The sequence below is a fragment of the Ensifer sp. genome, assembly GCF_031989085.1.
Lineage (GTDB): Bacteria > Pseudomonadota > Alphaproteobacteria > Rhizobiales > Rhizobiaceae > Ensifer.
This window is the reverse complement of the sequence record NZ_DALZXU010000001.1, coordinates 166,138-180,334: the sequence shown is the minus strand read 5'-3', so window position 1 is coordinate 180,334 and position 14,197 is coordinate 166,138. Positions and strand designations below refer to the sequence as shown.

The 14,197-nt window shown below is 63.6% G+C and carries 12 protein-coding genes and 2 tRNA genes; 7 read left to right on the top strand and 7 right to left on the bottom strand.

Features of this window, described 5'->3' with window-relative positions:
• Window positions 1–9 precede the first annotated feature (9 nt).
• The 3 genes from RTP54_RS00845 to RTP54_RS00835 form a co-directional block, all read right to left on the bottom strand.
• Complete coding sequence (locus RTP54_RS00845; protein WP_312360133.1) at window positions 10–957, bottom strand: adenylate/guanylate cyclase domain-containing protein; 948 nt, start codon at window positions 955–957, stop codon at window positions 10–12.
• Between the two features lie 338 nt (window positions 958–1,295).
• Window positions 1,296–1,382, bottom strand: a tRNA-Leu gene (locus tag RTP54_RS00840).
• Window positions 1,383–1,459: 77 nt separating this feature from the next.
• On the bottom strand, window positions 1,460–2,887 hold the full coding sequence (locus tag RTP54_RS00835; protein ID WP_312360131.1) for a phosphomannomutase: 1,428 nt from the start codon (window positions 2,885–2,887) through the stop codon (window positions 1,460–1,462).
• A gap of 216 nt (window positions 2,888–3,103) precedes the next feature.
• Between RTP54_RS00835 and RTP54_RS00830 the strand changes: the two genes are divergently transcribed.
• Together RTP54_RS00830 and RTP54_RS00825 are read left to right on the top strand one after the other, a co-directional pair.
• The gene (locus RTP54_RS00830; protein WP_312360129.1) at window positions 3,104–3,610 is read left to right on the top strand and encodes a BA14K family protein; all 507 of its coding nucleotides are present in this window, start codon (window positions 3,104–3,106) and stop codon (window positions 3,608–3,610) included.
• Between the two features lie 147 nt (window positions 3,611–3,757).
• Window positions 3,758–4,507 carry a hypothetical protein gene (locus RTP54_RS00825; RefSeq protein ID WP_312360126.1) on the top strand — a complete coding sequence of 250 codons (750 nt, stop codon included), beginning with the start codon at window positions 3,758–3,760 and terminating at the stop codon, window positions 4,505–4,507.
• Here RTP54_RS00825 and RTP54_RS00820 read toward each other — a convergent pair whose 3' ends face one another.
• Window positions 4,508–4,840: a DUF6665 family protein gene (locus tag RTP54_RS00820; RefSeq protein ID WP_312360124.1), complete on the bottom strand. Its 333-nt coding sequence runs from the start codon at window positions 4,838–4,840 to the stop codon at window positions 4,508–4,510. It abuts the gene before it with no gap.
• Between the two features lie 383 nt (window positions 4,841–5,223).
• On the opposite strand from RTP54_RS00820, the gene RTP54_RS00815 reads away from it, so the two are divergent.
• A complete protein-coding gene (locus RTP54_RS00815; RefSeq protein ID WP_312360122.1) occupies window positions 5,224–6,828 on the top strand; it encodes a hypothetical protein in 1,605 nt (534 codons plus the stop codon).
• 171 nt (window positions 6,829–6,999) lie between these two features.
• Here RTP54_RS00815 and rpsA read toward each other — a convergent pair whose 3' ends face one another.
• The 3 genes from rpsA to aroA all read right to left on the bottom strand — a co-directional run bounded on the left by rpsA (window position 7,000) and on the right by aroA (window position 10,970).
• Window positions 7,000–8,706, bottom strand: a complete 1,707-nt coding sequence (gene rpsA, locus RTP54_RS00810) for a 30S ribosomal protein S1 (RefSeq protein WP_077499319.1) — start codon at window positions 8,704–8,706, stop codon at window positions 7,000–7,002.
• 166 nt (window positions 8,707–8,872) lie between these two features.
• Entirely contained in the window at window positions 8,873–9,508 is a 636-nt protein-coding gene (gene cmk / locus RTP54_RS00805) for a (d)CMP kinase (protein WP_312360120.1), read from the bottom strand.
• Between the two features lie 106 nt (window positions 9,509–9,614).
• The gene (gene aroA, locus RTP54_RS00800; protein ID WP_312360118.1) at window positions 9,615–10,970 is read right to left on the bottom strand and encodes a 3-phosphoshikimate 1-carboxyvinyltransferase; all 1,356 of its coding nucleotides are present in this window, start codon (window positions 10,968–10,970) and stop codon (window positions 9,615–9,617) included.
• Window positions 10,971–11,274: 304 nt separating this feature from the next.
• Between aroA and RTP54_RS00795 the strand changes: the two genes are divergently transcribed.
• From RTP54_RS00795 to RTP54_RS00780, 4 genes are all read left to right on the top strand, one after another.
• Window positions 11,275–11,670: a TIGR02300 family protein gene (locus tag RTP54_RS00795; RefSeq protein WP_112809486.1), complete on the top strand. Its 396-nt coding sequence runs from the start codon at window positions 11,275–11,277 to the stop codon at window positions 11,668–11,670.
• Between the two features lie 200 nt (window positions 11,671–11,870).
• Window positions 11,871–11,946 (top strand) — tRNA-Ala (locus RTP54_RS00790).
• Window positions 11,947–12,113: 167 nt separating this feature from the next.
• Entirely contained in the window at window positions 12,114–13,289 is a 1,176-nt protein-coding gene (locus tag RTP54_RS00785) for a TMEM43 family protein (protein ID WP_312360116.1), read from the top strand.
• Between the two features lie 49 nt (window positions 13,290–13,338).
• A complete protein-coding gene (locus tag RTP54_RS00780) occupies window positions 13,339–14,166 on the top strand; it encodes a YdcF family protein (protein ID WP_312360113.1) in 828 nt (275 codons plus the stop codon).
• Window positions 14,167–14,197 lie beyond the last annotated feature (31 nt).

The following is a 14,197-nucleotide window of genomic DNA, read 5'->3' as shown; positions in this document are numbered from 1 at the left end:
CACCCGCTGTCACCGCCGGGCGCCATCTCTCTGGCGCGTCACCCAGCGGATGCCGGCCGCAACGGCGATGGCCAGCAGCGGCCATACGGCCCAGAACACGCCCCGCCAGGACAGGGCGTTGATGGCGACGAACGTCAGACCGGTGACGGCGAGCGTGCCGATGGCCGGATCGATCCGGGTGTCTGCGCGCACCCACCGAAGCGCCGCAAGCACGGCAAGCCCGAGTATTGGCCATGCGGCCCAGAAGGTGCCCTGCCAGGTCAGGAGATTGAGCGCGGCAAGTCCGGCGCCGACCACCGCCAGCGTGCCGAGAAGCCGGCTGGTGAGGCCCGCAAGCCTTGTGGTGGTTGCAACCGGTGGCGCAGGCTGAGCAGGCTGCCCGGCCGGCCGGCCCCATTCGCCTTGGCGTTCCGATCCGCCTGCGACGTCGTCGGCAGTTCCGATGCGCACGGAATAGCTCGGCACACCGCCGTCGATGTTCTTGACCTCGAGCTGGCCCAGGAATTCGAAGCCGACGGCAACCTTGTTGCGCACCTGGTCGTAGACCGTATTGGAAATGACGATGCCGCCGGCAGGCGCGGAGGCCTGCAGGCGCGCGGCCACGTTGACGCCGTCGCCATAGATATCGTCTTCCTCGGTGATCACGTCACCAAGGTTGATGCCGATGCGAAACTGCATCGGCACACCGTCCATGGTTTTGGCGTTGTATCCGGCAAGCTCGCTCTGGACGTCGATCGCTGCGCGCAGCGCCTCGACGACACTCGGGAAATCGGCGATCAGCCCATCGCCCCAGGTATTGATGACCCGACCGCCATGTGCCTCGATCAGGCGCGTCATGGCATCCCGGTACCGTTTGAGAGTGGCAAGCGTACCCTCTTCGTCCGCCCGCATCAGGCGGGAGTAGTCCTGGACATCGGCGGAGAAGATGGTCGTCAGCTTGCGACGCGTTTCAGCCATCGCGGTTGTTCCTCGCACAAGGTCCGCTGCTGCAGCGGACACACAGATAGTAGTGAGCCCGGCACAGATCGCAAGATGCGACGCCCGGAAGGGTTGTCCGCCGGCTGACGGCTCTTCGCCCTGATCTATCGCTGCGCTGCGTGGAAATGGCGCCATTGGCGCGCCCGAGGCCATCATGGCCGGCACTGGCGCGGCGGCCGCACTGGTGGGAGCACAGGCGTTGCCCCGCAGGCCAAATGGGCCGCCGCGGCACAGGAACGAAGGACAGAAATCCGGAAACGAAAAAACCCCGGCAAGCCGGGGTTTTTCAAACCAAAACAAATGTTTGGTTAAAGGAATGGTGCCCAGAAGAGGACTCGAACCTCCACACCCTTTCGAGTACCAGCACCTGAAGCTGGCGCGTCTACCAATTCCGCCATCTGGGCGACGAGCGGGGGTGTAAAAGGACCGAGCCGAAGTGTCAACAGGCATTTTGAAGTTTTCGTGTCAGGACGCAAAAAAGTCAGTCTGACGTCGCTTTTGCCCAGGACCGGACTGTGGAAAGTCCTTGAGCAAGCAGCGTTTCCGCTTCCGCCACCGTTTCGGCCTCGACATAGCAGCGCATCTCCGGCGCATTGCCGGACGGGCGGAAGTGGACCGTGCGGCCATCGGCAAGGGTCACGCGCAGACCGTCGATGTCGCTGACGGCTGCCGGGCGGCCAATGTCGGCAAGAAAGCTTCCGAGGTTTGCGGTCTCTGCGCGCAGAAACGCCATCAGCCGGGTGCTGGTTTCGACCGGAAAGTTCTCCAGCCGGTCGCTGAGCGCGACCGGAAGGCGATAGGACGCAGCCAGGCCCGACAGCGTCGTCCCGCGCTCTGCGGCGCTTGCCAGCACCGCCAGGATCGGCAGGAAGCAGTCACGGGTGGGCAGCGCCTTGAGAACCTTGCCGCCGACGGAAAAGTCGCTCGCCGTCAGCGTGCCGCCATTGGCCTCGAAGCCGGCGACCTTGGTGGCGCCCTCCCGAACCGCCTGCGCCATTGCAGCGATCACATAGGGCGAACCGACGCGGGTGCGGATGACCGATAGGCCTTCAGCTCGCTCGAGGCCGGAGTTGGAGGTTACCGGCGTGACCGCGACCTCGGCCCCCAGGAACGCGCAGGCGACAAGCCCGAGAAGATCGCCACGAAGGGGCGCGCCGTTCTCGTCGGCTACCAGCGGCCGGTCGCCGTCGCCGTCGGCCGAGACGATCGCATCAAGCCGATTCTCGGGCGCCCACGCGGCCAGCTTCGCAAGCGTTTCCGGCGAAACGGCCTCGGTGTCGACCGGCACGAACTGCTCGGATCGTCCAAGAACGATCGTCTCGGCGCCAAGCGAAGCGAGGAGGTCGACAAGCATGTCACGCGCGACGGTGCTGTGCTGGTAGACGCCGATGCGCAGGCCCTGAAGCGCGCCCGCCGGCAACAGCGCCCTGTTGCGCTCAATAAACAGGCTTTCGGCAGCGGCCGCATGATCTTCCGCCGAAGCGGCCGAAGGCGTGACCGTGCCGGCGATCGCGTCGGCGATCGCACTGATCGCCAGCTCGTCGGCCTTGTCGATCTCTCCGTCCGGCCGATAGAACTTGATGCCGTTGCGATCGGCGGGAATATGCGAACCGGTGATCATCAGGCCGGCCGCGCCGTTGGCAAGTCCATAGAGCGCCAGCGCTGGCGTCGGTACGGTGCTGCAATCGAGCACGCGAAAGCCTTCGCTCTTCAGGGCAGCGGTGCAGACGGCAGCGATCTCGGGGCTCGACTGGCGGAAGTCGCGGGCGATCAGGATCGGATCTCCCGATTTCGCCTGTCCGGAAGCGACGAGATGGCGCGCGAAGGCCGTCGCATAGCGTGCAGACGGCTCGCCCTTGAGCTCCTCCGACAGGCCCCGCAGGCCACTGGTCCCGAACTTCAACTGCATCTCATACTCCGTGAAAACCAACCGGCGGCAATCGGCAAAAATAACAGTGACATGGCGTCCGCAACGGCGCATCCTAGCCGATAGACGGACGACGTGGAAATCCAACCAACGGCCAGGCGGACGAGCACCGCTTCGCCAGGAACGCGTTCAGAAAAAACAGGCAATGTGAAGCAGGGACACAACCGGAAAGCAACCCCTTCGGAAAGCGAGGAAAGCATGACGGGAATTCGGAACTTCGTTGTCGGCTGCGCCTTGGCCGCCGCTTCCCTGATGACACCGGTCGCGCCCAGCCAGGCCATGCCGCTGCAAGCGCGCGATCTTCAGATCACGGCGCCGGGCGACGTGCAGAACGTCCAGTACTACCCCTACAGGCGCTATGGAGGCGTGATGTACCCCAATGGCTGGGGTCGCAGCGGGTGGGGCAGCGGCTGGGGACCCGGCTACGCCCCCGGCTGGGGCGGCTATTACCGCCCGGGCTTCAGCCTTTACTTCGGACAGGGCTATTACGGCGGCTACTACAACAACTATTCGCGCTACTACGGCGACTACTACCCGCGTCGGTACTACCGCGAGCGCTACTACTATCGTGACAACTACGTTCGCGGCGGCACCAGCGCCCATGTGAACTGGTGCCTGTCGCGCTACCGGTCGTACAATCCGGCGACCAACCGGTTCCTCACCTATAGCGGCGTCTATCGCCCCTGCTATTCGCCCTACCGGTAGACCACATCCAGGCGGCGCATCGACAACGGTGCGCCGCTTTCCCGCTCCGGCGATCTCCCCCAGTTCTTGGAAAGAACGGTTAAGCCGCAATTAACCTCGTCACTCTACCGTTTCATACCGTTGCCAACCCTTCGCCGGAACGAAACGATGCTGCTCCCGACCCAGCAATTCAGCGCCTCAGCGACGACCAATCTGGTCGGCTCCATCCTCAAGGATATCGAGAAGCGCCAGGCGGAAGAGGCTGAAAAGGCCAGTGGCACCAAGGACGACAAGATCCTGAAGGCACAGGTGAAGTCGGACGACGCCCAGAAGACGGCCAACACCAGGATCAACGACCACTTCTTCAACCAGGCCGCAAACGACGCCAACAGCAACCGGATGGTGCTCATCCGCGAGGTCGGCAAGCTCTTCGACCTGAAGCGCGAAGACTTCAACTCGGATTACGCCTTCGGCAGCGAAGTCGAAAAGATCGTCAAGGGCCTGGAGCCCACGATGGTCAACGAGATCGAGAAGAAGCTGGGGCTGACCAATCTCGATGTTTCGCTGATGGATCTGATCGAGGCGATCAAGAACCCTGACAGCAGCCAGGGCAGGAAACTGGAAGACGCGCTGGAGACCAAGAGCGCCACCGGCAGCGGCCAGGCCGCTGGCGCGACGAAGGCGGTGCAACGCCTTGCCGATGCGGCGGAGACGAAGTCGCTCGACGAGCTGCAGCTGGGCCGTCTCAACACCGACCCGACCCGCCTTGCCGGCTCGGAGAGCGTTGCCGAAAAGGAAAAGGAGCTGCAGGCGCTGCTGGTCAAGGACGAGCTTGATGACGCCAAGCGGCCATTGCCGCTGCAGATCGATGAAATCGGCCTCTACAGCCTCGCCGGCCAGACGTTCGTCGCCGCCTGATCACTTTCGGCGGACTATCCCCAGACGCGCCATGACTTGCCTTGGGATGCCATAGCGCTTTACCGCGTCACGGCTGTCGCGCAGGCCGCAGATTTCCCGCTGGATGAAAAACGCCCAGACCGCATCCGCGGCATCGTCAAGCAGCTGTTCGCGGCGTTCCAGCGTGGTTTCGCTCGATTCGAGCGCCTGCAACGCAGCGATCGCCTTTTCGACCTTCAGACCATGGCGTCCGAGCGCATCGGCACGCTCCGACAACAGCTCGTATTCGAGGGCGCTGAGAGCGCCGGATGCGGAGTATGAGGGGCTCAGCGACTTTGGCGGGCGAACGGTCATCCGAAGCTCCATGGCTGTGACATAAGATGGCACCACGCGGCCCCGGGAACGCGCCGCTGTCGCAATGCCTGATCTTGCCGCCAGATCGAGCGCGATGCAAAGGGTCCGGCGAGACGACGACCGCCGCAGGCCCTGGTCGGGCCCGACGCATGGTTAAGAATTCATAAACCTATCTCTCCTAATGTCGAAACATCATGCCGATTCCCGTATCCGCAGCCTCAGGCTGCGTCAGGTCTGGCCGGTTGGCCGAGACGCGCATGAGGCGCCAGCCCGAAGCGAAATGACAATCTTGCGCGACGCACGCCCATGAAATCGCGCCGATTTGGAGCGCCCACTGCCAGCGGCGACCGTCAACCCGAGGCTCAAGCGAGAGGGAGACCAGAATGCTGACACCCATTCTCACGGTCAGAACCGCGACCGGACCCGCGGAGGAGACTGCCGCCCGACCCCAGCAGCCGGCAGCGCCGATGACATCAGCCCAGCGCGGCGAGGCGATCCAGAAGATCCTCGATGCCTTGACCCGCCATCTCGCCGGCCGCGAGATCCTGCCGAAGGACGCCCTTGTGCGGCTGATGGAGGATCTGGCGCGCATACTCAAATTTCCGCCTCTGCCGCAGGAAGGCGGGCGCGACTTCGTTCGCCGGCTCGTCACCTTCCTCGAATCGATGCCGATGCCGGAACGCCTGGCGCTCGAACGCCAGCTGGGCGGGCGCAGCCTGGCGCTGAGGATCGGCGTGCTGGCCGATCTCCCCGCCATCCGCAACGGCAGCGGATCCATCCTGACGGGCAGCACCTTGCCCGGCCCGAGCAAACTGCCGCTTCAGCCCGCAATCCCGCTGCATCTGGCCGCCGCCAGGGCACCGGTCGCAGGCGAGGTCGCACTGTTGCAATCGGTCCTGAAAAAGACCTTTGGCGTCGGCAACGAGAGTGACGCAACCAGCCTCGTTCTGGAGGACATGGACGCAGCACCAGCCGCCGACGACATGGCGGCGACACCACGACAGGCCACGCCGGAACGCGCTGAACCGAGGCCGGCGCCCGGCCTTCCACCTTCCCTTGATGGTCCCGAGATCGAAGCCATGGCGGCCACGATCAACGGCGAAGCCGAGCCCGAAACCATCGAGCCCGAAGCGAGCGCGGATAAGCCCCCAGCGGATGAAGCGGGCGATGCGCCGGCGCGCGCAGCCGCCGCGACCGACGATGGCGAGATACCGACAAAGCCAGCGGAACCACGCAACGGCGCTGCCAGGGCAGATACTGCACCGGGTAGCGCCCGCGCCGCCGGCGACGGCCAGGAGCCTGACGGCACCTATCGCCCCCTGCCCGACGGCGAGGATCAGCGACCGGACGACCGATCGGCCACGCGCGTCAACGAGAGCCGCGCCGAGCGTGCGGCGCTGTCAGACGCGATCAAGACGATCGTTCGCGATACGCTCGGGCTGCCGGGCCAACCCGCAGGCACCGGCGGACCCGAAGTCGGCACGGCGGAGAATGAAAGTGCGCAGGCGATGGCGGCAACAGCCCACTCTGAGACGGACGGCGCGGAGCCGGGCGGCACAAACCCGTTGCGCCCGCGCGACAACACTGTAGCCGCCGAGCTTGCCGCGCTCAGCGCATCGGACGAGCAGGCGGAGCAACCGGGCCCGGCTGGCGGCGCCGCCGCCCAGCGCCTCCAGAAAGCCGCTGACGACCCGACGATGCAGCAGGCAATCGCGCGACTGATCGAGAACGGCCTGCCGCGAGAGGCGATCCCCTTTGCCATGATCCCCTATCCGATCACGGTCGAGGACGGACAGGATGAGGCGGCAAGAAGCGAGCGGCACGAAGGCCGAAGCGAAGGTGATGCGCCAGAGGACAATGGCGAGGCCGCGTCGGATGACGCCTCCGAGAACCCAGATCGGGCCGAAGACACGGATCTCGAAGAGGGCGAAGGGAACGGCGAGCCCGACGTCTACGACCTCTATCGCAAGCTTGGCGGCCTCGGCTGACGCTTCCACAAGCCATTCATGATCGCGCCCAGCGCGCTCGGCCGTAGGCATCCTTTATGGGAAGCAGACGGGCAAGCACAGCGACTGCCTCAGATGAGCGAAACGCTCGCACGAAAAAGCCCGCGGAGATCGCTCTCCGCGGGCCTTTTTGTTTCACACGTCAGGCAACGATTACTCGTTGGTCTGGCGGTTCTTCAGAGCGGCACCGAGAATGTCGCCGAGCGATGCGCCAGAGTCGGACGAACCGAACTGAGCAACGGCTTCCTTCTCTTCCGCGATTTCCAGAGCCTTGATCGACAGCTGGATCTTGCGGTCCTTCTTGGAGAAGTTGGTGACGCGTGCGTCGACAACCTGGCCAACCGAGAAACGCTCCGGACGCTGTTCGTCACGGTCACGCGACAGATCGGCGCGGCGGATGAACGCGGTGATGTCCTCGTGGCTGACGAGCTTCACTTCGATACCACCGTCGTTGACGGCGATGATCTCGGCCGAAACGACAGCGTTCTTGCGCAGTTCGCCGGAAGCGGCGGCGTCGCCGACTGCATCCTTGCCGAGCTGCTTGATACCGAGCGAGATGCGCTCCTTGTCGACGTCGACGTCGAGAACAACGGCGCGAACGACGTCGCCCTTGTTGAACTCTTCGATGACCTGCTCGCCCGGACGGTTCCAGTCGAGGTCGGAAAGGTGCACCATGCCGTCAACGTCGCCGTCGAGACCGATGAACAGGCCGAATTCGGTCTTGTTCTTGACTTCGCCTTCAACTTCCGTGCCAGCCGGATGGCTGTGCGCGAACGCCTGCCACGGGTTCTCGAGCGTCTGCTTGAGGCCGAGCGAGATGCGGCGCTTGGTCGGGTCGACTTCGAGAACGACAACGTCGACTTCCTGGCTCGTGGACAGGATCTTGCCGGGATGTACGTTCTTCTTGGTCCAGGACATTTCGGAGATGTGGATCAGGCCTTCGATGCCCGGCTCCAGCTCGACGAACGCACCGTAGTCGGTGATGTTCGTGACGGTACCGGAGATCTTCTTGCCGACCGGGTACTTCGCACCGATGCCATCCCACGGATCCGACTCGAGCTGCTTCATGCCGAGCGAGATGCGGTGGGTTTCCTGGTTGATGCGGATGATCTGAACCTTGACCTGCTGGCCGATGTTCAGGATCTCCGACGGATGGTTCACGCGACGCCATGCCATGTCGGTGACATGGAGCAGACCGTCGATGCCGCCGAGGTCAACGAACGCACCGTAATCGGTGATGTTCTTGACGACGCCTTCGACAACCTGGCCTTCTTCAAGGTTCTGAACGATTTCAGAACGCTGCTCGGCGCGGGATTCTTCCAGAACGGTACGACGCGAAACGACGATGTTGCCGCGACGCTTGTCCATCTTGAGGATTTCGAAGGGCTGCGGGTTGTGCATCAGCGGGGTCACGTCGCGGATCGGACGGATGTCGACCTGCGAGCGCGGAAGGAAGGCAACGGCGCCGTCGAGATCGACGGTGAAGCCACCCTTGACCTGGTTGAAGATGATGCCTTCGACGCGTTCGCCGGCTTCGAACTTCACTTCCAGGCGCATCCAGCTTTCTTCGCGGCGAGCCTTTTCGCGCGAAAGAACAGCTTCGCCGAGCGCGTTTTCGATGCGCTCAACGTAGACTTCGACTTCGTCGCCGACCTTGAGCGAGCCGTCCTTGGCCTTCGCGCCGAATTCCTTCAGAGCGATGCGGCCTTCGACCTTCAGGCCGACGTCGACAACGGCGACGTCCTTTTCGATGGCCGTGACGATGCCCTTGGCAACATAGCCTTCGGCCAGATCGGTCTTCGCGAAGGATTCTTCGAGAAGCGCTGCGAAATCATCACGGGTTGGGTTGGTAGCAGACATGGAATCTCCTGCATGCATCTCAATCAGAGACGCACATGCGCCGGGGGTTGGTGTTGAAAAAGCCTGAACCCAGTCCGTCCCATCAAAGGAACAATCCGGCGCGTGGACGGGATTTCAGGCTTATGCAAGAAGAGCGATCCTGACAGTGTCGGGAAAAGGCTCTTCTTCAGATCTTCTTGATCAGGGCCGCGTCGATCAAAGACTTCGCGGCCTGAAACGCCGCCTCTATACTCATTTCAGACGTATCAAGCAAGTGCGCGTCATCGGCGGGGCGCAAGGGACTGTCGGCGCGGCCCATGTCGCGCTCGTCGCGCTTCTTCACATCGTCGAAGATCGCCGCATAGTCGGCGGCTGCGCCATTGCCGACGATCTCGTCAAAACGACGTTTTGCCCGCACTTCCGGCGAGGCCGTGACGTAGAGTTTGACTGCGGCATCGGGGCAGACGACAGTGCCGATATCGCGGCCATCGAGCACGGTGCCGGGCTCCTTCCTCGAAAACGCCCGCTGCGCCTCCACCAGCGCGCGACGCACCGCCGGCATGACGGCGATTTTCGAGGCCGCCTCGCCGATCGCATGAGCCGACAGCACAGAACGGTCGAGGCCCGCGAGCTCGACCTCCAGCGCCATGCGCTCGGCCACAGCCTCATCGTCGAGCGGCAGGCCGGCATCAAGCAGGGCCTTTGCCGTCGCGCGGTAGGTCAGCCCGGTGTCGAGATGGTGAAAGCCGTATTCTTCGGCGATCTGGCGCGAGAGCGTGCCTTTTCCTGCCGCAGCGGGGCCGTCGATGGCGATGGTGATCATGGTTGGTCCTGCAATCAAATAGCTTGTTGCGCCAGATAAATCAAAAACCGCATGGAATCCACGCGTCCTTTGCTACCGTCCCTTTACGGCAGTTAGATTGCGTCGATTACGAACCTTGCGCGATCGCCGCGCCCAGTCCGACCATCAGCTTTATAAATCCTGGAAAGCTTGTCGCGATCATCGTCGTGTCGTCGACGGCGACCGGATGTTCCGAGGCGAGGCCCATGACGAGGAAGCTCATGGCAAGGCGAGGGTCGCGATGGGTGGCAACGGCAGCCCCGACGGCATTGCCGAGACCCTTGCCGCCGGGGCGGCCGCAAACGACGAGAGTACCCTGTTCAGCGTCACACTGGACGCCATTATGCTTCAACCCTGCGGCAAGCTGAGCCAGGCGATCGGTGTCGTGGATCCGCAGGTCCTCAGGGCCTGCCATCACCGTGCGCCCCTCGGCAAAGGCGGCCGCAACAGCAAGGATCGGCAGTTCGTCGATCATCGAGGGAACACGGTCCGCCGGCACAGTGACACCCTTCAGCCCGGAAAACCGGACACGCAGATCGGCCACGTCCTCGCCGCACTGGATCCGCACATTCAGCACATCGATCTTTGCGCCCATCTCCTGCAGCGTCAGGATCAGTCCGGTGCTGGACGGGTTAATCAGCACGTTGAGGATCGTGATGTCGGAGCCTGGCACCAGCAGCGCCGCCACCAGCGGAAAGGCCGCCAGGGAAGGGTCGCCGGGGATGTCGATGTCTTGACCAATGAGCCTGCCCTGCCCTTCGAGGCGGATGATGCGTTCGCGGTCAGCGCCATCCTCGACCGTCAGGTTCGCGCCAAAGGCCTGAAGCAGTCGCTCGGCATGGTCGGCGGTTGGCACCGGCTCGATCACCGTGGTGATGCCGGGCGCATTCAGGCCGGCGAACAGCACGGCGGATTTCAGATCGGCCGAGGCCGTCTCCAAGCGGTAGGTCATCGGGCTGGTCGTCTTCGGCCCGTGGAGCGTCACCGGCAGGTGGCCGCCCCCGGTTGCGATCGCCTGAACGCCCATCTGCCGCAAGGCGTCGAGCACCCACTCCACCGAACACCCACCCGGCGATATCTCGCCGACGAAGGTGGTGGCGAAATCGTAAGTGCCGACCAGTCCCATGACGAGCAGGCAACCGGCTCCGCGATTGCCGAAATCGAGCGGCTTTTCCGGTGCAAGCAGCGCGCCGTTGCCGAGACCGTCTATGATCCAGGCGTCGCCGTCCGGGCGCACCGTCGCGCCGAGCGCCTGCATCGCTCTTGCCGTATCGAAGACGTCATTGCTCTCCAGCAGGCCGTTTATGCGTGTCCGCCCGGCCGCGAGCCCGCCAAGGATCAGCGCATGGTGAGATATCGATCCGTCGCCCGGACTGCGCACCGTGCCGGTCAACGCCATGGGCTTGCGTGCAAGGGCAGACTTTGCGATCGAGCCAGCGGACATTCAGACCTTCCTCAAACCTGCCAAACCTTCCTCAAACCTGCGACCGTGCCATCCTAAGCGACGCGCCGATCGACAGCGAAGGCGCGAGCGCCTCAAGCTTGCGCTGCCTAACACAATGCGATGGCGCGATCATCCTGCGGGTGCGAAGAAAAAGCAGGCGGCGCAGGGCTTTCAAGTTTTATCTTTGACAGATGCGGCCAAGATGATTATGGGGACCGGCTAATCATCATAGGCTTGATATCATTTCCACCCGCCGGCTTTCCGGCAAGCGCCGGCTCGGCCGGCCATTCAAGAGGCTTTGACTGTGGCAAAAGCGGAACTCGGCACAAAGCGCATCGACCCGGAAACGGGGCGCAAATTCTACGATCTGAATCGTGATCCGATCGTTTCCCCCTACACCGGCAAGTCCTACCCGCTGTCCTTCTTCGAAGAAACCTCGGTTGCCAAGGTGCTCGAGAAGGAAGAGGAAGAGGACGTCGCTGAAGTCGACACCGAGAACACGGAAGTCGAACTCGTATCGCTCGAGGAAGCAGACGACGAGGCAGCCGGCGGCGACGAGATCCCGGATCTGGGTGACGACGACGTCGAGATCGACGGCGACGATGACGACGACGATACCTTCCTGCAGACCGACGACGAAGACGATGACGACGACATGAGCGACCTCATCGGCGTGTCCGACGACGAAGACGACGTCTAAGCGCTTAAAACCATTCGCGAATGCCTCCCGTCCACAGCCAACTGGCGTGGACGGGAGAAAAATGGCCCGGTCCAGAATTTTTTTCGCCTGGCCTCACATTTTCGGCTTGCTATCCGCGAAAAGCAGACGTAATAAGCCGCCACTCGCCGGGCACAACAACCCGACAAGTTTCCCGGAACCGGCCTAGCCGGACCCGATATGGGGCTATAGCTCAGCTGGGAGAGCGCTTGCATGGCATGCAAGAGGTCAGCGGTTCGATCCCGCTTAGCTCCACCAAATTTCTCCCTCGATACACGCTTCTGAAACGACCGATTTCACCATGTTTGGGCCAAACGCCCGCGCATGCCGGCCACAATGTTCCCTTGCGCCATTTTTCTGATACCAACGGGAAAATCGAAGGATTCGCTTTGCGATCCGGGGGAATGCACGTGCCGGGGGATCCGATGAGCTTTACTGAAACGACCAGAACGTCGTGGTTTTCGCGCCTCAAGAGCGGCGTCATCGGCATCTTCATCGGCCTCATCCTGGTTTTCGGCATGATCTGGTTGCTGGCCTGGAACGAAGGCCGATCGGTCAAGACCTACCGGGCGCTGGTCGAAGGCGCCGGCGCCGTCATCGATATCGACATCGGCGCCGTGGAGGCTGGCAACGAGGGCAAGCTGGTGCACATCGCCGGCCGCGTCGATCCGATCGGCACCCCGACGGACAGCGTGCTCGGAGTATCGGCGAGCGGCGCCTCGGGCCTGCGCCGCTCGGTCGAGATGTATCAATGGGTCGAGGAGAAGAAGAGCGAGACGCGCAAGACGCTCGGCGGCGGCGAGGAAACGGTCACGACCTACGCCTACGCCAAGGAATGGCGTAGCGACCGCGCCGATTCGGCCGACTTCCGCGACGGCAACGGCCACCAGAACCCGGAAATGCCGATCTCGGGCGAACGCTTTACCGTCGAACGCGCGATGCTCGGTGCATTCTCGATCGATGGCCGGGCCGTTGCCGATCTCGGGAGCGACAGCGTCGTGCCCGTGGCGAACGCCGATCTTGAGCGCATGGCCGAGGCGCTCGGCGTGACCCGCCCCGTCAAGACCGACAGCCAGACGATCTTCGTCTCCGCCGATCGCCAGAACCCGGCTGTCGGCGACCTGCGCATCAGCTTTACCCGCGAAGACACCGAGGCGGCGAGCTTCGTTGGCGCGCAGAAGGGCGGCGGCCTTGTTTCCTATCGCACCAGCAACGGGCGCGATCTGTTCTTGAGTTCAGCCGGTATCGCCAGCGCCGCCGACATGTTCAACGCCGCCCAGAGCGAGAACACGCTGATCACATGGCTCGTTCGGGTCGGCGGGCTCATCGGCCTGTTCATCGGCTTCACGCTGATGCTGTCGCTGATTTCGATCATCGCCGATGTCATCCCGGTGCTTGGCTCGGTGGTGGCATTCGGAACCGGCATCATCGCGGCGATCCTGACGCTGCTCCTCGGTCCGCTGGTGATCGCGATCGCCTGGTTTGCGTATCGCCCGTTGCTGTCGCTGGCGATCGTCGCCGCCGGGGCGTTGGTCGGCTTCGCGATCTTCTACCTTCGCGCCGGCAAGGCCAAGCCGATCGCGGGTGGCGTCACCGCCTGAAACCCGGGCTTTGCGAAATATTAAGTGTTGGCAGCAAGAAACGCAGCTGATGTTTCTGCTTTCCAAGATCTTCTGGCTCTTCGCGCAGCCCCTTTCCCTGGCGTTCCTTGCCGCCTTCACCGGCCTGCTGACGACGGCCGCCGGGCTCCGGCGCATCGGCGCCGGCCTCGGCCTGCTTGGCGCGTTGGTGCTCTTCGTCAGCCTGTTCACGACGACGGGATCCTATTTCCTGCAGAGGCTCGAGGATCGCTTCCAGCGGCCGGCAGAGCCGCCATTGACGCTCTCCTGCATCATCGTGCTTGGCGGCGCCTTCGAGAACGAGGTGATGGCGAGCCGTGGCGGCATCGAATTCAACCAGGCGGCCGACCGCTTCATCGAAGCGGCGACGTTGGCCAAGCGCTACCCACAGGCCCGCATCCTGGTCTCCGGCGGCGACGGCTCGTTCAGCGGCACCTATGACGGCGACGCCAAGGCATCGGCAGCGTTCTTTGCCGCCTTCGGCATCGGCCCGGAGCGACTGATCCGCGAGGAACAGAGCCGGACGACATTCGAAAACGCCCGCAACACCGAAGAACTGCTCACCGAAAACGGCCTCTCCAACTGCGCACTGGTGACGTCGGCCTTCCACATGCCCCGTTCGGTGGGGCTGTTCCGCACGCTCGGGCTCAAGGTCACGCCGTGGCCGGCGGACTATCGCACCAGCGGCACGGTCACGCTCGGCTTCGACTTCACCCAGCCCTCGCTCAATGCCCAGCTGACGACGACGGCCATGCGCGAATGGATCGGGCTTGCCGCCTACGCCTATGGCGGCCGCACGCACAGCCTGTTTCCGGGCCCTGCCGAGCCCGCTGCAACGACAGACGCGACACCCCGTTGACGCGGCAGGCCCTGATGCTCCAGCCTGCAGC

Coding starts and splice junctions, on each gene's coding strand:
- RTP54_RS00845 (WP_312360133.1), bottom strand. CDS start 957: ATGGCTGAAACGCGTCGCAAGCTGACGACCATCTTCTCCGCCGATGTC.
- RTP54_RS00835 (WP_312360131.1), bottom strand. CDS start 2,887: ATGCAGTTGAAGTTCGGGACCAGTGGCCTGCGGGGCCTGTCGGAGGAG.
- RTP54_RS00830 (WP_312360129.1), top strand. CDS start 3,104: ATGACGGGAATTCGGAACTTCGTTGTCGGCTGCGCCTTGGCCGCCGCT.
- RTP54_RS00825 (WP_312360126.1), top strand. CDS start 3,758: ATGCTGCTCCCGACCCAGCAATTCAGCGCCTCAGCGACGACCAATCTG.
- RTP54_RS00820 (WP_312360124.1), bottom strand. CDS start 4,840: ATGACCGTTCGCCCGCCAAAGTCGCTGAGCCCCTCATACTCCGCATCC.
- RTP54_RS00815 (WP_312360122.1), top strand. CDS start 5,224: ATGCTGACACCCATTCTCACGGTCAGAACCGCGACCGGACCCGCGGAG.
- rpsA (WP_077499319.1), bottom strand. CDS start 8,706: ATGTCTGCTACCAACCCAACCCGTGATGATTTCGCAGCGCTTCTCGAA.
- cmk (WP_312360120.1), bottom strand. CDS start 9,508: ATGATCACCATCGCCATCGACGGCCCCGCTGCGGCAGGAAAAGGCACG.
- aroA (WP_312360118.1), bottom strand. CDS start 10,970: ATGTCCGCTGGCTCGATCGCAAAGTCTGCCCTTGCACGCAAGCCCATG.
- RTP54_RS00785 (WP_312360116.1), top strand. CDS start 12,114: ATGAGCTTTACTGAAACGACCAGAACGTCGTGGTTTTCGCGCCTCAAG.
- RTP54_RS00780 (WP_312360113.1), top strand. CDS start 13,339: ATGTTTCTGCTTTCCAAGATCTTCTGGCTCTTCGCGCAGCCCCTTTCC.